Here is a 20204-nt window from a genome sequence, read left to right as displayed (position 1 = left end):
AGCCGGCTATTTTGTATCTTTAGTCTATCACAGTCCCCTGGGTTCCGTAAGATACCCAAATCTACACTTTCAGGCTCTTTTCTATCATTTTCCATCTTGGGGATTGAAAAATGTATATAATATGTATACAATATAGGCCCAGGAGGTGACCCCATATGAAAAAACGCCAAAGCTTTCAAAACCGGTTTTTGGCCCTGTTTCTCGTAAGTATTGTTTTGCCCATTATTATCATGGCCACCATACTTGCCTTTTACTTCCAAAAAAGAATTTACAGGGACAATGAAAAATACTTTTCAACCTCCCTTTACTCCATTTCAACCAATTTAAGCACCTATGTATCTGACTTAAAAAGGCTGGCTCTGACTCCTTATATTTACGATGATATTCTAAACTTTTTTGCAGCCGTTGAGAATGGGAAATACACAAAAAATGGTTCTTTCGATTACCGGATCGAGCTTCACCGGCAAAACTATACCACTTCCATACAGCGTATATTAAACACCGCCAGGGAGGATATCCTGGCCGTTTCTTTCATGCCTGTAAACCCGGACAACCACATCATCGTTACTGCAACAAAAACCAGCGACCTCATAAACACCACAGACTACCCTTACCAGAAGGAACCCTGGTATCAGGAGGCTTTAAATACAGCCGAGCCATATCACTTTATGGTTTCAGAGGCTCCCCCTTATATCCGCACTGAGACAACGGTCATCTCTGCCCTTCATTTGGTCCGCAACGTGTACACCAAACGGAAGCTGGGCGTCATCCGGATCGATGCCTCCGATAAAATCATCAAGGATATTTTCAGCAGCGTAACCTTAAGTGAAAATTCAGGCTTTGTCATCGCGGGTCAGGATGGAACCCCTGTCTACCAGGTAGGAAAGGTGGAGGAAGGTGTCCTTAAAAAGCTTTCTTCTGCAGAAAATATGATCCGTACGGACTCAGATACTTACCGCCTGTATAAAAGTGATATTTCGGGAATGCCATGGCAGCTTATTTTTGTATCCTCCCAAAAGGATATATTTAAGGAGGTATCCATTGTCTGGAGTCTGGCTGCTGTTTTAAGCCTTTCCTCCATTCTGGCTGCATTCTCAATCTTCCGTTCCAATTCAAAGAAGACTGCCCTTGCTTTAAATTCCATCTTAAATACCATGAAAAAGGTGGCAAAGGGAGACTTGGAGGCTTCCGTTCCTGACACAGACCTGTTGCAGAACGACTCCTTTAACACGGAAGAATTGTCCCTGATTGCGGAGAATCTAAACGAGATGATCCAAAAGCTGCAGCTATACATTGATCAGTCCTATAAATATGAGATTGATCGGCAAGAGGCAGAATACCGTGCCCTTCAAAGCCAGGTTAACCCTCACTTTCTCTATAATACCTTAAACTGCTTCCTGTCCATGAACCGGATCGGGATGAAAAAAGAGCTGGAGGACAGCATCATTCAGCTGACCAGAATATTCCGCTATACCTGCAGCAATGCAAAGCTGACTACCGTACAGGAAGAGTTTGAATTCTGCATCCAGTACTGCAATCTCCTTAAAATACGCTATGATGAACGCCTGACCTTTCTAAGCTCCATGGAGGAAGATGCAAAGAATATTTCCATTCCAAGACTTCTCATACAGCCTCTTGTGGAGAATGCCCTTAAGCATGGAATGGAAGGCGACGGCATTTCCATCACCATCTCCATTTCCGCATCAATTGAGGACGATACCCTGATCCTGAAGGTAAAAAACAATGGAATACCCATTGACATTCAAGAAGTTTACTCTGATGGAAAGGTTGGCATAAGAAATGTGGAGAACCGTATTAAAATCTTTCATCCCCAAGCTTCCTTTGAAATAAAACTGACCGGAGATATTACCTCCATGACAATTAAGATACCCCTGGAAGGAGGAACTACTGAATGAAAATTCTTTTAGCTGATGATGAACGCCTGATCCGGCTTGGATTAAAAAGTATGATTGAGGAACTTTACCCCAATATGCACCAGTTTTTTGAAGTGGAAAACGGAGAAAAACTATTAAAACAACTGGAAAAGGAAATCCCTGACCTGATATTCCTGGATATCCACATGCCGATGCTCACCGGTCTGCAGGCATTTTCCCAGTTTCATATGCGGAAGATTCCGGTGGTCATGCTGACTGGATACGCGGAATTTTCCTATGCCCAGGAAGCCTTAAAACTGGGTGCCCTAGACTATCTCTTAAAGCCGGCCAGCCTGGAGGAAGTCAGGGCTACCATGGAAAAGGCCGCTTCCCTGTTTGGAGAGCGGGAGCTTTTGATGAAAAAGGATTATGAGCTGGAGTTTGAAAAGATTCTTGACCTCCATACCTCCATCCGTTTTTTACAGAGTCCAAAATACGTTCTTCCCCCTTACACGGCGGTTCTTTTTTACGTTGATCATTATCATAAGGAGACCTTTAAAAACGATTTAGATGAATTAAATGCCATGCTCTCTTCCATCTCCTCCCGCTACGGCGCCCGGTTTACATTCACCTTTCTGCCTACAGGTGAAATCTGTTATCTTACCAGTACCGTGATCCCTCCCGAGGAGTTCCAAGAGATACTGGCCCAGTTTCATCAGACCAGCGGATGTGTAGCAACCGGATTCCATGTTTCAGCCGGAAATCTCTCAGAGCTGTTTGCACAGTTTGAGTCTGTTCAAAGGGAGGAAAGCCTGCGCCTTTGCGTCCACCTTGGGTCGGTTATATCAGAGAAAGAGCGGCTGACGTTTTCCCAGCTTCTTCCTTTTTCGGATTTACTGGAAAAGCTTTTGATGGCTAATCAGGCAGATGATGTTATGGGCTTTCAAAATCTTCTTCATGCTCTTACCCAATTTCCCGACGAGAAAAAGATCTTTGAACTTTGTGATGATTCCTTAAACCGCATTCTCACAATGGAATCCGGAACAAACGCTAACATTCTCTCCATTCACCAGCTTGTGGAATTTTTAAAGCAGATGACTTCCCAGAACCAGAGCATTGATTTAATAGATAAAATCAACGTTTATATTGAGGAACATTATATGGACCAGATCGGAATCAATACCATTGCAGATATGATTGATATCTCGCCGAATTACTTAAGCAAAATCTATAAGATGAAAACCGGAGAAAAATTCGTCGACCACTTAACCGGTGTCCGCATGAAAAAGGCAATGGAACTCATGTCAGGAGGGCATACTGCCACGGTCCGGGACACTGCTGAGCGGGTGGGATATTTCAGCACCAGGTATTTTACCAAGGTTTTCTTAAAATGTACGGGAATCTCACCTTCTGAATATATGAAAGGCCATTTATTAAGCGAAGGGAAACCTGCCCCTCTGTAAAAGCAAAGACCGTTTTTGTGATATAGACCTGTTATAAATGCCGGCACAGATTACACAATCTAATATAAGAAAACCTACTTTGACCGAATCGGTTTATGGTGTTATATTCATGCCATAAACCGATTCGGTCAATTACATTATCAGAAGGTGAAGACATGGAAAAATTCAAAGAACTTTCAGAAGAAAAGCAGCTGCCCATCATTGAAGCGGCATTAAAATGTTTTGGAAAGCATGGATACAAAAAGGCCTCCATGGGCGACATCGCCCAAAGCAGCGGAGTATCCAAACCAATGCTGTTCCATTATTTCGGCACAAAAAGGGATCTGTACCTATACCTTTCGGAATATGTGAGAAGTGTTATGATTGAGGCTTATAAGCGCAATGAAATCAATGCATATGACGATTTATTTGAACGCATTATTGTGGCCTCCAGAATGAAAATGGGCATACTGGAAAAGTATCCTCATATATTGAAATTTATTATCAGTATGTTCGAGGAAACCGACGATGCGGTCATCGATATTACAAAAAAGATCATGCCCGAGGCCCAGCGCTTTTCCTATGACCTGGTGCTTAGAAAAGAAGATGTTATTAAATTTAAAGAAAGCGTGGATATTGATGTGGTTATGCGCATGATGTTCCTCATGGCGGAAGGCTACGCTCACGAGATGACCGATGAACGGTGCGATCTTGGCAAAATAACCGAAGAACTGGAAAAAACCATCCACATGTTGAAAAGTAATCTGTATAAGGAGGAATACCTGTGATGTATATACTGAAAATTCACAAGAAAGAAGCCGATTCCATCCAGATATCAGGGGGTAAGGGCGCAAGCCTTGCAAGGCTGTCCCAGCGTTTCCCTGACAGCGTACCAGGCGGCTTTATCATCACAACAGAATTTTTTAAAAAATATATCCGTCCAGCTGTAAAGGAAGCAGGAAGTGATATGAAGTCCGCCGTCGCTGGACTGATTTTACCTGCCGAAGCGGTAAAGCTGATTCAATCCGCTTATGAGGAACTGGGAAGCCGGGTTTCCGTTGCCGTACGTTCCTCAGCTACGGCAGAAGATTTACCTGACGCATCCTTTGCAGGCCAGCAGGATACCTATTTAAACATTTCCGGATCTGAAGCGGTAATAACAGCAGTGATCAACTGCTTTGCATCCTTATATAACCAGCGGGCGGTTTCTTACCGGGCAAAAAACAAGTTTGATGAAAACGAAGTTCAAATGGCCGTTGTCGTCCAAAAAATGGTGGATGCTAAGGCAGCCGGAGTCATGTTTACCGCCGATCCCATCACCTCCGACCGTTTTACAATAGCGATTGAAGCGGTGGAGGGCTTAGGAGAGGAACTGGTATCCGGACGTAAAACCCCTGTTACCTGGACGGTCAAAGATGACATAAAGCAAAGAAGCGGCGGAAAGCCCTGTCTCACCAAAGAACAGGTAACCGCCCTTGCCGCCCTTGGGAAAAAGATCGAGAAGGAATTCGGAAGTCCCCAGGATATTGAATGGTGTTTTGATGGTATGAAATTCTATATTGTCCAGTCCCGCGGAATTACCACTCTTTACCCCTGTCCATCTACCACGGATGGTTTTAAGCGCTGTTTTATTTCCGTTGGCCATCTTCAGATGATGACAGACACCATGCTGCCTCTTGGATTGTCCCTTTGGGAATTGATGTCCAAAACCGTGAAGGTTACGGAAATCGGCGGGCGGCCCTATATGGAGATTACCCATAACTTAAACAGTCCCGTGGGAAGGGCTCTGGTGCGTCAAAAGCTGACTAACTCAGATGAACTGATGAACTGTGCATTCAATAAAGTCCTGGCAAGAAAGGATTATATCAAATCCATTCCAAAAGGACAAAAAAGCGACTTCGCCATACCAAAGGATGTGGGAAAGTGCATCACCGCCGGATTAAGGATCTACCGGAAAAACGATCCGGCCATCATTGATGGCTACAACCGCCGTATGGAAGCGGCAATCCAAAAGACAAGAAAAGGACTTGCAAAATTATCTGGTAAGGAGATCATCGATTTTATTGTGAGCGACACGGAGGATCTGATGAAAGGCCTGTTTGATCCGGAGGGCCTGGGGCCGCTTCTGGTGACATTCTTCCTTACAAAGCCGATTGATAAAGCAGGAAAACTCCTACTTGGACAGGACAATATAAGCGTTGAAGTGTCAAAATCCATAAAGGGCAACATTTCCTCGGAAATGGGATTTTACGTAAGCCGTATCGCAGATGTTTCCCGGAATTTCCCGGAGGTAGTAAAATACCTTGAAACAGCAGGGGACTCCTTTTGCATTGACGAATTGAGGAAACTGCAAGGCGGGGATGACGCTGCAAAAGCCTTTGAGAAATTTTTCCTGCGGTACGGAATGCGCTGCCCTGGGGAAATCGACATTGCAAAACCCCGGTTTTCCGAGGAGCCAGGAAAGATCCTCCCCACCGTGCTGGCAGATATAAGGCTTCCCAAGGGCCATGCGGAGCAAAGGCTCCTTCAGGGAAAACAGGAAAGCAATGATGCCGTAAAATCCATGGTTTCTACTGCCAAAAAGAAATGGGGAGCCGGAAGAGCCAAGAAGTTAGCAAAGCAGTTATCCTTCTACCGAAACTTTTTAGGGCTTCGGGAATCTCCCAAATATTACTGGATGAAACGTTATTGGGAATACAAACAGGCCATCCTTAAGGAATCCGAAAAGCTTGTCCTCCAAGGCAGGCTAAGAAGTGTGGAAGATGTCTTCTATCTTCGCCTTCCGGAACTTGCAAGCCTGTTTGCCGGAGAATATGAACCCGATTATAAAAAGATTGATGCTTTAAAGGCGGATTATGAAAAGTACGCCTCTCTTACCCCACCCCGCCTCATGTTCTCCGACGGAGAAGTGGTGGAAGGAGAATATAGCCGCCAGGTTCCGGAAGGAGCACTGCCCGGGCTAGCCGTATCAGGCGGCGTAGCAGTGGGCCGGGCAAGGGTCGTCCTGGATATAAAAGAGGCAGGGAAAATAGAAAAAGGCGATATCCTGGTGACAAAATTTACGGACCCAAGCTGGACGCCGGCCTTTATCTCAGTTGGCGGACTTGTTACAGAAGTAGGCGGAATGGCAACCCACGGAGCCGTGATCACCCGGGAATATGGCCTGCCCGCTGTTGTCGGTGTGACCGATGCCACAAAACACATCAAGGACGGAGATCAGATCCGCGTAGACGGAAACTTTGGATATATTGAGTTTTTGAAATAAGAAAGGAGAATCACCGGTGAACGCAATTCAAATTAATAACCTGTCCAAAAGCTATGGGGAGCACAGAGCCTCATTCCCGGAACAAAGTTTTCTGGAGCAAGGTTCTTGCCTGCATGACAGACAGCCTGATCGTAGGAGCCGCCTACATCGCAGGAGCCGGGCTGGCACTTTTGACCGCCAAGGGCATCCGCATTGATTGGCCTGCGTTTCTGCTTATTGGGATATCCCTTGTGCTGGTTGAGCTGATGTTTGTGGTATTGGGAACAGCCGCAGGAACATTTTTCCCAAATGTACGGACACCAGTGCTCATATCTTCCTGTGTTATGTTTGGCCTTTTTTGCTTAAGCTCGATGTCAAAGAAGATCAATCAGCCGGCACTGGGCTATTTCACTCCTTTTGCGTTTTTTAATCCAGTGAACATCACTGAATCCGGATTCTACCAGTGGAATTATGTGATGTGGTATGTAGCTCTTTGTGCCGGACTGCTATATATCAGCTGCAGGACATTTCTTAAAAAAGACGTTATATTCGGAGGCTGACATGAAAACGATCTATTTAAAAGAACTGAAGCTGACGCGGAAAATGCTGATGATATGGCTTGTGTTAATCGTGATGCTTACAGGATTTGCAGCAATAGAATTTATTGTGTTAAAAGATGCCATGGGAGAAATTGCTGCTCTGGCAGAAAGCTTTCCCAAAATTATATTAATTTTATTTGGATTAAATGGAGTGAGAATCGACACCCCCCTGGGCGCTTATCTTCTGGACCAACCTGCTTGCCTTCTTTTATGCGGGATTTTCAGGGGTATTTGCCGTTTCCAGAGAAGAGAGATCCGGTACAAGCGAATTCTTATTCTCAAAACCCTATAAGCGTTCCACAATTATATGGGCGAAAATCGGGGCAGCCGTAACAAACCTTATGGTATTCTCCCTTACCATTGGGATAATGTCATATTTGTGCATCATCCTCCCTCTGGGCGATCTAAGGATTACCGGCACTCATATCATCACAACCCTTGGAATCCTTCTTACCCAGATCATGCTGTTTTCCATCGGGCTTTTCATCTCAGGCCTTACAAAAAGCTATAAAGCCGCAAGCCTTTATACATTGCTTACGGTTGCGGCATTTTATGTGATCAGCTTTGCCCTTGATTATGCCGGTATCATGGCTTTTTTAAAGGTACTGACACCGGTAGGTTATTTTAATGTGGTTTCGGTTTCGGAAAACGGATTAAGCCCTTTTTATATCCTGCTTTCCTTGATCATTACTCTGGCCGGTTGTTTCATGGCAGTCAGGCTTTACGAAAGGAAAGATCTGCACGCTTCGTGAAAGCGGCTGTATTTATAATAAAGGAACTGGGCTATTTAATAGCCCAGTTCCTCATTAACAAGGATTACTTTAATCCTGTCTTTTATAAATTGTCCTGTAATCAAAACAAAATCATTGCAGATCCTCTCCCTGTGTCCGCAGTCAATGCAGCGGCCAAGGGTGGTACAGGGAGTTGACTTGTTGAGACGCTTTGCATCCAGGGGAGCCGCGACCTGTCTGGTTCTTTTTACAGCTGCTTCCACATCTTCCGTTATCTTGTTCGTCCCTGCAACAACGATGACCTGCTCCGGCCCGTACAGCATGGGGGCCACCCTGCTTCCATTGCCGTCAATGTTAAAGATCTTCCCGTCCTTGGTAATCGCGTTGGTTCCGGTGATAAACGTGTCTGCCGAAAAATTCTTAAGGTATATCTCCCGTTTTCCTTCCCTGGTAAGAGAAGGATCATACTTATCCAGAAAATCCACATCCCTTTTTCTTAAATCTTCAAACACTCCCGTCTGTTCCAGGGTGACAGAATCTCCGCATCCTACAGTCGTCCCATCCGCAATAAGCCTTCTTAAAAGCTCCAGAAGTTCATTTTTATCCTGAACCAGATAACCTGCCATGTTATTCCGCTCTAGACGTTTTATCAATAAGGGAATGTCCGGCCCGTTTTTTCGTGAATAAAGATCCATTGATTTTTCCTCCAAAGTTAAACATAAGGATCCCAGACAGATGATTGCGCCGCCGGTGAGGGTCGCCTTGGAAGCTATCTCTCCATTTCATATTTGTACCTGCCTTTTTGCCGTTCATTATGGTTGCCTTTTTGCTTCACTATAATTTACCACGGAAATGCCATAAAGAAAAGAAAGAAATGTAACAAAGGTTATGGAAGCAGAAAGCAAAAATACAGTATAATTGGGAAATTAGCAGATAAAAACTTCAGTCATTCTAAGGAGCCAGGGAAAAAGGGAATACCAGAATCAGGGACGAAAGAATGCAGCCTGACTTCCAGCATTTAAAGCCCCGCCAAAAGGTATTTGTCTCCAGTTGCCTCCAGTCTCTCAACCCCCACTCCAATGAGGTATAATGGAAGTACTATAGCATTATAAAATCAGAACGCAGCACAGAGTACATGAAAGGCATATTAAGGGTTCTTATCCAGGCTCCAGCCAATGGCCCGCTTTCTTACCTGTAAAAATTCCCGGTACAGGCCGTTTTTCTCCACCAGCTCTTCATGCCTGCCCCGCTCAGCGATCTTTCCTCCACTCAGCACCAATATCTGGTCCGCATGGCGGACCGTGGTAAGGCGGTGGGCAATCATGATGACTGTTTTCCGTTTTGTCAGCTCCTCTATGGCAGTCTGAAGCTGCAGCTCATTCTCAGGGTCCACGCTTGAGGTGGCTTCATCCAGAATGATAATAGGTGCATCCTTTAAGATGGCCCTGGCAATGGATATTCTTTGCTTTTGCCCCCCGGAAAGGCTTCCTCCCCCTTCCCCTACCAGGGTACCATACCCCTGGGGAAACTCCATAATAAAATCGTGACAGCAGGCTTTTTTTGCTGCCACCATGATCTGTTCCATGGTGGCTCCCGGCCTTCCGAAACGGATGTTGTCTGCAATGGTTCCCCGGAATAGATAAACGTTCTGGAAGACAATGCTTAAGTTTCTTAACAGGCTGTCTGAGGTGTAGTCCTTCACATTTCTGCCATTTAAAAGGACTTCTCCGGAATCCACATCCCAAAAGCGTGCAATCAGGCTGCACAAGGTGCTTTTTCCTCCTCCTGAAGGCCCTATGATAGCAGCCGTAGTCCTTTCCGGAATCCTTAAGTCAACATGATCCAATATTTTTCTTGTATCATAGGAAAAGCTTACATCCTTAAATTCAATATCAAAATGATCCGGCTGGATATCAGCACCGTTTTCATCTAAAACAGGAGCCTCATATACCGCCTGGATCCGGTTTAAATTGTCATCGATCAATTCCAGGAGCGAAGCGCTTCCTCCCACTCCCTCGATATAAGAATACATGACAAAGCTGGAGATCACTATGGTCAGGGCATTAGAAAGAGTAAGTTCCCCTCCGGCAAACAGGCAGCAAGCCGCCATCAGAACTCCACATGCTGCAGCCTTGAAAATATAGCTGTAAAGGGCCGTAAGCCCGGTAAACAGACGCTCAAAGCGAAGATTCTGGCTGCAGCTTTCCCCTATGGCTCCATCTACGGTGCGGTTGGAGGTCTCCCCCAGCCCATAAGCCTTTACAACAGAAATCCCCTGAATATACTCCAGCACCGCAGAAGCCAGGGAGGCCTGAACGTCTTGCTTCTCCGGGGCAATCTCCATGCTCTTTTTCTGTAGAAATCCGTTGACCCAAAGCCCCAGTAGAATGGCTGCAAATGAAATCAACCCAATCTTCCAATGAAACATGGTAATCACCAGAGTGAGTATGACCGCATGGACAAGGCCAACGACGATATTGGTGATCGCTGTACCTGCCATGGCTTCAATTTCATTCATGGTGGTGGTCACTGTTGAGGTGATCTCTCCCAGACTGTTGGTATTAAAGAATCCCATAGGCATGCGTTTTAACCGTTCTCCGATGGCGATCCGCTGGTCTGCGCACATGGAGAAACAGGCAGTACTGCTTTCCCTGTTGGCCAGGTAATGAAACAGTATCCGGCCTGCAACGCTGAAAAGCATAATTCCCAGAGTGATCAGGATCACTCTTATGGAAAGGGGGGCTCCGTCCGCCCTGCTTTCTGCAATGGCGGTCAGACTGTATAAGATCCCAGCCACCGGAAGGGCTTCAAAAACGGAATAAAAAATGTGATACCAAACCGCACGGACCAGCTGGCCCTTATGCTTTCCCGAAAAACAAAGGATCTTTTTAAGTATTTTGATCATTGTTCCTATCTCCTCTCTTCCGGATCAATATCTCTGGAGCCTATATGGGCACTCCACATACTGTGGTACATGGTACTGCCGGCAAGAAGCTCCTCATGAGTGCCCTGGCTATCGATCCGTCCGTCATTTACCACGATGATCCTGTCTGCGGAAGATATGGTAGAAAGCCTGTGGGCAATGACAATGAGGGTCTTTCCCCGGACCAGCCTGGAAACCGACTGCTGGATGACCGCTTCATTTTCTGAATCCGTATAGGCTGTCGCCTCATCAAGCAGGATCACCGGACTGTTTTTTAAAATAGCCCTTGCAATAGAAATGCGCTGGCGCTCCCCGCCGGAAAGCTGGCCCCCGCCTTCTCCCACCAGAGTATCGTATCCCTGTTCCAGGGACTGAATGAACTCATGACAGCTGGCCTTTTTAGCAGCTTCCACAATTTCCCCGTCCGATGCCCCGGGTTTTCCGATTCTTATATTATCCCGTATGGATAAGTGAAACAAAAAATTATCCTGTGACACATAGGAAATGATGCTGCTCACCTGCTGAAGAGGCAGGCGCCTTACATCCACTCCTCCCAGGGTGATCCGCCCACCGTTCACATCCCAGAATCCGGCGATCAGTTTTGCAATGGTTGATTTTCCCGAACCCGATGGCCCGACGATTGCAGTCATTTCCTTTGGCTTCGCTTCAAAAGAAATGCCATGAAGGATCTCCTGATCCTGATATCCAAAGGTAACATTTTCAAATACAATAGGGTAATCCTTTAAGTCCTGCTCCATAGACGGCCTTATCATCTCTTCTTCCTTCAAAATCTCCGCCACCTGGTTCATAATGGTTCCCATGGAAGCGATGTTATCCGTGTACTTCATGGCCTGGACCAGTGGACCTGCCAGGCCAAAAGAAAGGATGATGCAGGTCAGCATGGCAGATAGCTCCAGGGTGCCCTGAGCGTAAAAATACAAGGCAGAGGGCAATACAAACAAAAGAGTGGAGGGAAGTATGGTCATCAAAACCGTATACTCCGGCAGGGTAACCATAAAAAACTCCGTGATCGCCTGACAGCTGTTCTTTACCGCCCCTGCATAGCTTTCATAGGAAGAGGCTGACTGGTTGAATGCCTTAATGGCATCTATCCCATTGATATACTCCACCGCCTGGGAGCTCATTTCATTTCCTGCTTCTACATTTTTCTTATAATACTTTTTGTATTTTTTCATTAGAGGGATGTAAAACAGCAGTCCCAAAGGGATGGTGACAAGGGATAAAAGAGCAAGCCTCCAGTCTAAGTAAAACAGATAGATAAGCACAGCGGCAGGAACCAGGAGATTAGCCGTCATTTCCGGAATCAGATGGGCAAATGGTGCTTCCAGCTTTTCCACTGTATCCACCAGAACCGCTTTCAGCCCTCCGGAGGGGCGTTCTGTCACATATCCAAGGGGAACCTTTGACAGCTTGGCTGTCAATGCCGTCCGGATGGATACGAGAATCCGGTAAGCCGCCTGGTGGGACAGCTCTGTGGAAACTGCTCCCAAGACCACCTTAGCCGTGTAGCCAAAAAGCGCGGTCAGGACCAGAAGACCAAGACCCGGAACCGTATACTGGTTTTCAATCATTTTATAGGTTATTTTTGCTGCTGCAAAGTAAGGGATTATGCCTCCTGCAACACTTAAGACAGCAAACAGCACGGAAGCAGCCAGTTTTCCTCTGCATCCGGCTGCAAATGGTAATATTTTCTTCATTTTTATGTCCATTCCTTTCGCCCAAAGCAAAAACATTTTGGAAATCTCTTACTTTGAGTGATTTTTTTATGGTTGATCAAACGCTTTCCTCCATGCAGGCAAGCAGCCTGTCCTCGTTTCCATACACCGGAAAATCCAGGGAACAGTAGCCCTTTGAAAGCACCACTGCCCGACTGCAGGTGGAAACCGCGAATTCATAATCATGGGTTATAACAAACAGCGTCTTTTCAAGTCTTGACAGCTGCTTTAAATGGTCTGAAATGCGGCGCATATTATTACCGTCCAGTCCGCTGGTGGGCTCATCCAGGATCAGGATATCCGGGCCGATCACATCTGCCACTGCCATCGTAAGTCGCTGCTTTTGGCCTCCGGACAGGGTTGCCGGATGACGCTCCCTGTATTCCCACAGCCCATACCGCCTTAATATCTTTTGGATCTCATGATCATCCCCATGTCTCTGGTTAAGCCTTAATTCTTCTCTGACACTTTCTCCAAACAGCTGGCAGTCCGTATTCTGCATCACATAATAGGCCTTTTTTCTTCGTTTTCTCTTTGCAACCGGTTTCCCTTCATAAAGGATAGTCCCAGAGGATTCCTTTAACAGTCCACAGAGAATCTGCCCCAGGGTGCTTTTCCCTACACCGTTGTATCCGATGAGGGCAATGATTTCCCCAGGAAAAGCTTCCAGGGATAAATCGTTTAAAATCTGGTGTTTTCCATAGGAGAACTCCAGGTGCTTTATTTGTAAAATCGCTTTTTCCCTAGGTTCTTCAGGCTGCTTCTGAACCGTGCAGGCAGAAAGATTTCCGGTACGCACTCCCCATATCTCCCGGAATTCCCGGGTCATATTTTTTACTTCCAGAGGAGAAAATTCCCTAACGATCTGCCCGTCTTCCATGAACAGGAAGCGGTCCGCCACCCCGGTCAGATAATAAAGCCTGTGCTCCGCGGCAACTACCGTGTGCCCCATATCCTTTAGCTGTTTCATCAGTTCCTTAAGTTTAAGGACCGATGCCATATCCAGATTTGCCGACGGTTCATCAAATACATAGATGTTCGGAGAAACCGCATAGGCGGAGGCAATGGCAATCTTCTGCTTTTCTCCGCTGGACATTGGATATATTTCACGGCCAAGTAAGTTTTCTCCTCTTATCTTAAAAACCGCCTCCTTGATCCTCTCTTCCATGACCGCACTGTCCATGCCATAATTTTCACAGCCAAAGGCCAGCTCATCCTCTGTTATGCCGGCAAAAAATTGGCTCCTTGGATCCTGAAAGACAGAACCCACCCTGCGGCCGATACACCAGAGAGGAAGGTCTCTTATATCCGTCCCGTGGATCTTCACTTCACCGGACAGCCAGCCTTCATAAAAACCAAGGGCAAGCCCGTTGATCAGTCTTGTTATAGTGGTTTTTCCGCATCCGCTTTTTCCGGTGATCACTACGAATTCACCGTCCTTTATGGTCATGCTTACATGCTCCAGGTCGTTGTTTCCCTCCCCAATGTACCCATAAGAAACATCTGCAAATTCAATCATCATATCACCCTTCTTTCTAACAGCATCAGACTTACGGCAGCCAACACCCCAAGAGCGCTGAGGATCACATCACACCTGGCAAATATCACCTCTCTCCGGCAGGTATGGATTCCCGGATTAGCAATTCCCCTTGCTTCTGCAGAAGCCGCCAGCTCATCGGATATGCGGGAAGCCCGCAGCATGACCGGAACGATGATATATTCCAGGGCCTTTAACGGATGCTTCAGAGTCAAAAGTCCCCGCAGGTAAAGGGCCGCAAATACCCCTGCAAACTCCTCTTTTACCGTTGGGAGAAAACGAAGCATAAAGGTCACTGGCAGGGCAAACGTATCGGGTGCGTGAATCTTTTTAAAAACCGCTACAGCCTCACCTGGAGGCATTCCCATAAACGGACAGGCCGCCATAAGCATTAGCATAATTCGGGTAATGATAAACAAAAACATATCCGGTATGAAAACCGTAAGCCCCTGCCCTGCCGAGAGATATTTTAGTCCTCCGGCAGCCAGTGCAACAGCCCCCATCTTTAAGGCAGCCCTTCCAAAGCCCTGAACAATCAAATATACCGCCAGCAATCCCAAAAGCATATAAATGGTGATGTTGGCCGTAACAAAGGCTACAAGCACCATGGTGAGGATCAGTATGACGGCTTTAGAACGAAAGTCAAAGAACAGAGGGGCCATCATTTAAGTAGACCGCTCTTTCGGAAATGCTTGTTCATCAGCCGGTTGGCAAGGAAGCAGCCCGCACCTGCCATGACAATTGTTGCCCCACAGCTAAACAGCACCCAGGGCGCTGAGGTATAATACCGTGTCTGTGCGGCGACCTGCTCCTGGCTCACCCCGCTGGCAAGATAGGCCTGCTTAAAGAACCTGATCTCCGCCATTCCATGGGTCGCCCGAACCAGTGAAGTGATGGCCCAGCTTATGGAGATCCTGAAAATGCTTTTGTAACTGCCTTTCCCGGCCATGGAAAGCTCCGCCAGAAGTCCGCCGATAATAAACCACGGCCCCATAAAAGGCCCCATCATAAGAGTTACCAAAAGAGCGTGGATCAGGTTATAGATCAGAGCCACTCCCGGCCTATGCACCTTTAAGCACATGTAAACGTAAAACGGTGCCAGTATAAAAGCCACGCACACGGCATTTAAAATCATATTGAAGAATAACGATGCACCGGTGATCATGGAAAAGGCAAAAAATACCACCAGCATAATGGCACTGAAAATTCCGATGGTGGCGAAATCCTTTACCCGCAGGATGTAATTGACTTCCTTATTCTCTTTTGCGTTCATTGCAAAACCTCCTTTTAATATGTATTTAAGCGGCTTCTGTCCTCATTTGGTTAGTTTTTGCTAACCAGAAAGCAGTACACCGTAAGCCGCTTTGGTTCCATTATATAAGAGTCTGATAAGGTGCTCTACCCAAATCAGGAGTTTTTCGACTCAAAACGGGAGAAATGGAATATTGAAAGTATGCACTGCTTCAATGACAGGCGTATAATTGTAATATAAGCGGAGAAATTACCGAACTGACCGAGAGATATTTTAATACCGCCTATGGAATTTCCTTTAACAGCAAGTGTGAATGCATACTAAAAAAACTCCCATAGATATTCCCGCCGTCAATTAAATGGGAATAGCAAATTGACAGACGTTCCTACTGTAGAAGTTTTTTATTTTGACGTCTGCGGCACCATCAGCAGTTCGCCTTATTTTTTATGTGAAGGGGGAATGGGAACATTGGCAGCCTATGAAGAAGTCCGGGTCCCCTGCCTGGTGCACCGACTGTCAATCCCGGACATCCCGTAAATACTGTCCGGGATTTGAACCGTACCTTTTGCGGAAGGCCGCCGCAAAATGGCTCACATTCCCATAACCCGCACGTCCGGCTGCATCACTTACGGTCACATCTTCCATATCCAGTATGGCCTTTGCAAGCTCCAGCCTCTTCTGAATCACATAAGAATGCACGGAAACCCCATACACCTCCTTAAATCCCTTTTTCAGTTTGTATTCATTCAGCCCTACACACCGCGACAGAAGGGACAGGGATACGTTACGCTCCGGTGCTTCATCAAGAAGCCTTTTTGCCTGGTAGATACAATTTAAATCTGCTTTTGAAAAATCCGGGATAAGAATGGAATTATCCTTCTGAAGCACTGTCTCGCTGAAAAAAACGGCTATTAGTTCATAAACCTTACCTTCCATGTAGAGCTGTCGCAGATATCCTTTATAAGGGCAGTCTGACATCTGACGAATCATTGCCTGAACAGAAGGGGTAAGACGATATTTTCCCGTGGAAAATTCCTTGAAAAAGGATCTTTCACCCACCCTGGTATTGTCTATGTTTTCATAAATGTTCTGAATATCCGCTAAGGGAACTTTGATTTCAAGTATATGCATATGGGTACCAGGAGAAAACACACTCCTTTTTCTGGTTTCAAAACTGGTACCAATATAGCTTTCCCCCGGACAAATATGAAAGACCTTCCCGCTTTCCGGCAGGTCCCAGCCTGCCTGTTCTCCAAGACAAAACAGAAGGTCCAAATGAGGAGTCCCCGAATATCCCGTCATATCAACCGGCTTACTGAAGTTAATATCGTAATTAATGACCCGGATCCTTCTGCCAGAGCAAAAGCCCGTCAACCTGCCGCTTCCTGCTTGTTCCGGTATCTCATATTCCATTTGGCTGCCGTACAAATTATAGACCTTATTCCAGGCTTCACAAAGCCCGGACAAGGAACTGTTCGAACTGTTTAATCGGTATACATATTCTTCTCTCACTTCATTCTGCCTCTTTTATCATGGAATTCTGCTTCATTTTGAGCAGGAAAATAGTTAGCTTAAGCTAACTTTAATCTTACCATTCCTTGACTTTCATGTCAATATCACATCGGACCTTCACGCCCAGACTGCCGGCTGCAAGTCGTCTATATACCAGCTAATAAAAAACAGGCCCTACAGTCCGGTTTAATGCCGCTGTAAGCCTGTTTCCATCTCTATTGCTTTATCTGTCTTCCAGAGGCTTATAATCCTCTTCCTGCATCACACTGATGTAGGCCGGACGGATGATCTTATCCATGTTGATAAGCTCTTCGATCCGGTGGGCGCTCCATCCTACAATTCTTGCGATGGCAAAGATCGGGGTGAATAATTCATTGGGAATATCCAACATGCTGTACACAAAGCCGCTGTAAAAGTCCACGTTCGCGCTTACGCCCTTATAGATCTTTCTTTCATCTGCAATGACTTGAGGGGCCAGACGTTCGATCATGGAGTAGAGGTTAAAGTCATCCAGACGTCCTTTTTCTTCTGATAATTGCTTAACAAAGCCTTTAAAAATTTCCGCACGGGGATCAGACTTGGAATAAACCGCATGTCCCATACCATATATAAGACCTTTCCGGTCAAATGCCTCCTTATGAAGAAGCTTTCTCAAGTACTTCTCCACTTCCTCTTCATCCTTTAAGTCATGGACTTCCTTCCTCAAATCCTCCATCATTTCCACAACCTTAATATTGGCACCGCCATGCTTGGGCCCCTTTAAAGAGGCAAGTGCAGCTGCAACCACGCTGTATGTGTCCGTACCGGAGGAAGTGACCACATGAGTCGTAAAGGTGGAGTTATTTCCTCCTCCATGCTCCATATGAAGGATCAGGGCCAGGTCAAGAACATGGGCTTCCACCTTAGAATACTTCATATCCGGCCTTAATAGCCTTAAAATATTTTCTGCCGTGGACAGCTTTTCATCCGGCCTGTGGATATACATGCTTCCCCCTCTCTCATAATGGTTAAATGTATGATATCCATAAACTGCCAGCATTGGCATGACGCTGATTAACATCAGACTCTGGCGAAGCACATTGGGAACAGATATGTCACTGGCCTTATCATCATAAGAAGACAGAGTAAGAATACTTCTGGCAAGGCAGGACATCATATCCTGGCTCGGCGCCTTCATGACCACATCTCTGACAAAATTGGTAGGCAGAGTCCGGCTGTAGCCCAGAGTCTTGGTAAAGCGCTCCAGCTGGCTTTCATCTGGCAGATCTCCAAAAAGAAGGAGGTAGGCAATTTCCTCAAAACCATAACGCCCTTCCCTGACGACGCCGTTTACCAGGTCATGAATATTATATCCCCGGTAGAACAGCTGGCCTTCACATGGGACCTTTTCTCCATTAACGGTCTTGTTTGATAAAATCTTTGATACCTTGGTTAATCCTGCTACAACGCCATCGCCGCTTTTATCCCTAAGCCCCCGCTTTACTTCATATCTGTCGTAGGCTTCCAAGTCAATTCTTTCGTCATTCAAACAGATATCAGACCACTCTTCCACATTTTTCATAAATTCTTTCTGGTTCATCAGGCACACCTCTTTCTGAAATCAGGTTGTCTAGTTCCACTTTATTCTTCCCATTGGGCTTTCTAAGCCAGCGTCATCCCCTTTCCTCTCCTGCAGAATCTTTCTATCGTTAAATTTTGAACTTTTCAATATAATATAAAATTTTATAAAAAAAAGCAAGATATATTTATGTGTTGTGCTAAGCGTTATATTTGTGAAGGCTTGATATATTGACAAATACTCTTCCAAATCTTATACTTTCCTTAATTTCCCATTGAGGAATGTACCGGAGGTTGTTCATGAAAATAGAATTTTCCCTGTTTTTCTTTATAGAAGTCATCGGAACCATAGCCTTTGCATCATCCGGGGCCATGGTTGCCATTAAAAAACAGCTGGATCTGCTTGGAGTCATAGTTTTAGGTGTTACCACTGCCGTAGGAGGCGGTATGCTAAGGGATATTATCATAGGAAATGTGCCTCCTGCCCTTTTTAAAGACCCACTCTATGTATTGCTGGCCTTTATAACGGTTATGCTTTTATTTATTATAGTAAGGCAGAACCAGAAAATCCTGGATGGACGCTCCATTGAAACTTATGAAAAGGTTATGAACATATTTGATGCAATCGGACTTGGTGCTTTTACCGTAGTAGGAATCGATACAGCGGTACTTTCCGGCTATGGAGATTACCATTTTCTCATCATATTTTTAGGCGTCATCACCGGAGTCGGGGGCGGCATTCTGCGGGACATTATGGCTGGCCAAACCCCCTATGTCCTTAGAAAACATATTTATGCCTGTGCTTCCATTGCAGGCGCCATCCTTTATGCCTGGCTTTTGAACTGTATCGATGGCAATATCGCCATGCTGATCGGCGCCTGCTCCGTCGTTTTGATCCGCCTACTTGCAACCCACTTTTGCTGGGACTTACCTACCGCAACAAAAAAATAATTCTCTCAAGGAGGAATTCCATGAACCGTTTGCTCCAATATACTGCTGGAATCATATTTTCTTTCTGCCTTATGATCGTGCTCTTATTCACCTCGGTGGAGGCAGCCGTTTACTGGGTTCCAGGATACTTTGAAAAAGAATATAACAAATATCAAGTGACTCAGGCAGTCTCCATGACAATGGATGATCTCCTTGATGTTACCGGTGAAATGATGTCTTACCTGCGGGGAAAGAGGGACAACCTTCACGTAGATACCACCATGGGAGGCGTAGAACGGGAATTTTTTAATGCCCGTGAAATCGCCCATATGGAGGATGTCCGCGGACTGTTTTTAGGCGCTCTTTCCATACGGAGAGGCTGCCTTATGATTATGGTATTATGCCTCATCGTTCTTCTTTTATTAAAGACAAGCTTTACGCGAACCTTTCCCAGAGCCGTGTGCGCGGGAACCGGGATCTTTTTTGTCCTGTCCGCTGTCATAGCTTACATTATTTCCACAGATTTTACCAGATATTTTATCATGTTCCACCATATATTCTTTAAAAATGACCTATGGGTTCTGGATCCTTCCACCGATATGCTCATTAACATCGTTCCGGAAGGCTTCTTTCGGGACACGGTTGTTCTCATTGGCTTTATCTACCTTTTCTCTATCCTGCTTATCTTAGCTGTCTGTCTTTTTCTTATTGGTAAGGTTAAAAGAAAACATCTTGCAGCTTAAATCGTAAATCAGCTGGATATATAGGCATATTCAGCTGGTTTTTTCGTATATAAATACGTGAAAAATAGCAAATAACCTTTACTTGTTACAGCAAATAACCTATACTGTAGATTGAAGTATTGTC

At 45.6% G+C, this 20204-nt stretch carries 17 protein-coding genes; 9 read left to right on the top strand and 8 right to left on the bottom strand.

Annotated elements, in window-relative coordinates; translation table 11 throughout:
* Positions 1-155 precede the first annotated feature (155 nt).
* The 7 genes from BMW45_RS07025 to BMW45_RS06995 all read left to right on the top strand — a co-directional run bounded on the left by BMW45_RS07025 (position 156) and on the right by BMW45_RS06995 (position 7911).
* Positions 156-1916 carry a cache domain-containing sensor histidine kinase gene (locus BMW45_RS07025; protein ID WP_092241647.1) on the top strand — a complete coding sequence of 587 codons (1761 nt, stop codon included), beginning with the start codon at positions 156-158 and terminating at the stop codon, positions 1914-1916.
* On the top strand, positions 1913-3337 hold the full coding sequence (locus tag BMW45_RS07020; RefSeq protein WP_092241645.1) for a response regulator transcription factor: 1425 nt from the start codon (positions 1913-1915) through the stop codon (positions 3335-3337). The genes BMW45_RS07025 and BMW45_RS07020 overlap by 4 nt, the downstream gene beginning before the upstream one ends.
* Positions 3338-3492: 155 nt before the next feature.
* Positions 3493-4104 (top strand): TetR/AcrR family transcriptional regulator, encoded by a 612-nt coding sequence (locus tag BMW45_RS07015; protein ID WP_166433291.1) that lies wholly within the window; start codon positions 3493-3495, stop codon positions 4102-4104.
* Positions 4104-6581, top strand: a complete 2478-nt coding sequence (locus tag BMW45_RS07010; protein ID WP_092241641.1) for a phosphoenolpyruvate synthase — start codon at positions 4104-4106, stop codon at positions 6579-6581. Before BMW45_RS07015 ends, BMW45_RS07010 begins: the two co-directional genes overlap by 1 nt.
* 113 nt (positions 6582-6694) lie before the next feature.
* A complete protein-coding gene (locus BMW45_RS07005; RefSeq protein WP_242882934.1) occupies positions 6695-7120 on the top strand; it encodes a photosystem I psaA/psaB family protein in 426 nt (141 codons plus the stop codon).
* Between the two features lies 1 nt (position 7121).
* A complete protein-coding gene (locus BMW45_RS07000) occupies positions 7122-7451 on the top strand; it encodes a hypothetical protein (RefSeq protein WP_092241637.1) in 330 nt (109 codons plus the stop codon).
* Positions 7339-7911 (top strand): ABC transporter permease subunit, encoded by a 573-nt coding sequence (locus BMW45_RS06995; RefSeq protein ID WP_092241635.1) that lies wholly within the window; start codon positions 7339-7341, stop codon positions 7909-7911. The genes BMW45_RS07000 and BMW45_RS06995 overlap by 113 nt, the downstream gene beginning before the upstream one ends.
* A 35-nt stretch (positions 7912-7946) precedes the next feature.
* On the opposite strand, the gene BMW45_RS06990 is transcribed toward BMW45_RS06995, so the two are convergent.
* The 8 genes from BMW45_RS06990 to BMW45_RS06955 form a co-directional block, all read right to left on the bottom strand.
* Positions 7947-8585 (bottom strand): lactate utilization protein, encoded by a 639-nt coding sequence (locus tag BMW45_RS06990; RefSeq protein ID WP_092241633.1) that lies wholly within the window; start codon positions 8583-8585, stop codon positions 7947-7949.
* A gap of 452 nt (positions 8586-9037) precedes the next feature.
* Positions 9038-10795: an ABC transporter ATP-binding protein gene (locus tag BMW45_RS06985; RefSeq protein WP_092241631.1), complete on the bottom strand. Its 1758-nt coding sequence runs from the start codon at positions 10793-10795 to the stop codon at positions 9038-9040.
* Between the two features lie 5 nt (positions 10796-10800).
* Positions 10801-12531 carry an ABC transporter ATP-binding protein gene (locus tag BMW45_RS06980; protein WP_242882932.1) on the bottom strand — a complete coding sequence of 577 codons (1731 nt, stop codon included), beginning with the start codon at positions 12529-12531 and terminating at the stop codon, positions 10801-10803.
* A 76-nt stretch (positions 12532-12607) separates the two neighbouring features.
* Entirely contained in the window at positions 12608-14071 is a 1464-nt protein-coding gene (locus BMW45_RS06975; RefSeq protein ID WP_092241629.1) for an ABC transporter ATP-binding protein, read from the bottom strand.
* On the bottom strand, positions 14068-14751 hold the full coding sequence (locus tag BMW45_RS06970; protein WP_242882930.1) for an energy-coupling factor transporter transmembrane component T: 684 nt from the start codon (positions 14749-14751) through the stop codon (positions 14068-14070). Before BMW45_RS06970 ends, BMW45_RS06975 begins: the two co-directional genes overlap by 4 nt.
* Positions 14748-15359 (bottom strand): MptD family putative ECF transporter S component, encoded by a 612-nt coding sequence (locus BMW45_RS06965; RefSeq protein WP_092241627.1) that lies wholly within the window; start codon positions 15357-15359, stop codon positions 14748-14750. The genes BMW45_RS06970 and BMW45_RS06965 overlap by 4 nt, the downstream gene beginning before the upstream one ends.
* A 495-nt stretch (positions 15360-15854) precedes the next feature.
* Positions 15855-16850 (bottom strand): helix-turn-helix domain-containing protein, encoded by a 996-nt coding sequence (locus BMW45_RS06960; protein ID WP_092241625.1) that lies wholly within the window; start codon positions 16848-16850, stop codon positions 15855-15857.
* 223 nt (positions 16851-17073) lie between these two features.
* Positions 17074-18432: a citrate/2-methylcitrate synthase gene (locus BMW45_RS06955; protein WP_092246249.1), complete on the bottom strand. Its 1359-nt coding sequence runs from the start codon at positions 18430-18432 to the stop codon at positions 17074-17076.
* 275 nt (positions 18433-18707) lie between these two features.
* Between BMW45_RS06955 and BMW45_RS06945 the strand changes: the two genes are divergently transcribed.
* Positions 18708-19358: a trimeric intracellular cation channel family protein gene (locus tag BMW45_RS06945; RefSeq protein ID WP_092241621.1), complete on the top strand. Its 651-nt coding sequence runs from the start codon at positions 18708-18710 to the stop codon at positions 19356-19358.
* Positions 19359-19378: 20 nt separating this feature from the next.
* Entirely contained in the window at positions 19379-20080 is a 702-nt protein-coding gene (locus tag BMW45_RS06940; protein WP_092241619.1) for a TIGR01906 family membrane protein, read from the top strand.
* The last annotated feature ends 124 nt before the right edge of the window (positions 20081-20204 follow it).

The sequence above is a fragment of the Lacrimispora sphenoides genome (assembly GCF_900105215.1).
In the GTDB taxonomy this organism is placed as follows: Bacteria; Bacillota; Clostridia; order Lachnospirales; family Lachnospiraceae; genus Lacrimispora; species Lacrimispora sphenoides_A.
The sequence above is the reverse complement of the archived record's forward strand: the minus strand, read 5'-3'. Positions and strand labels throughout refer to the sequence as shown.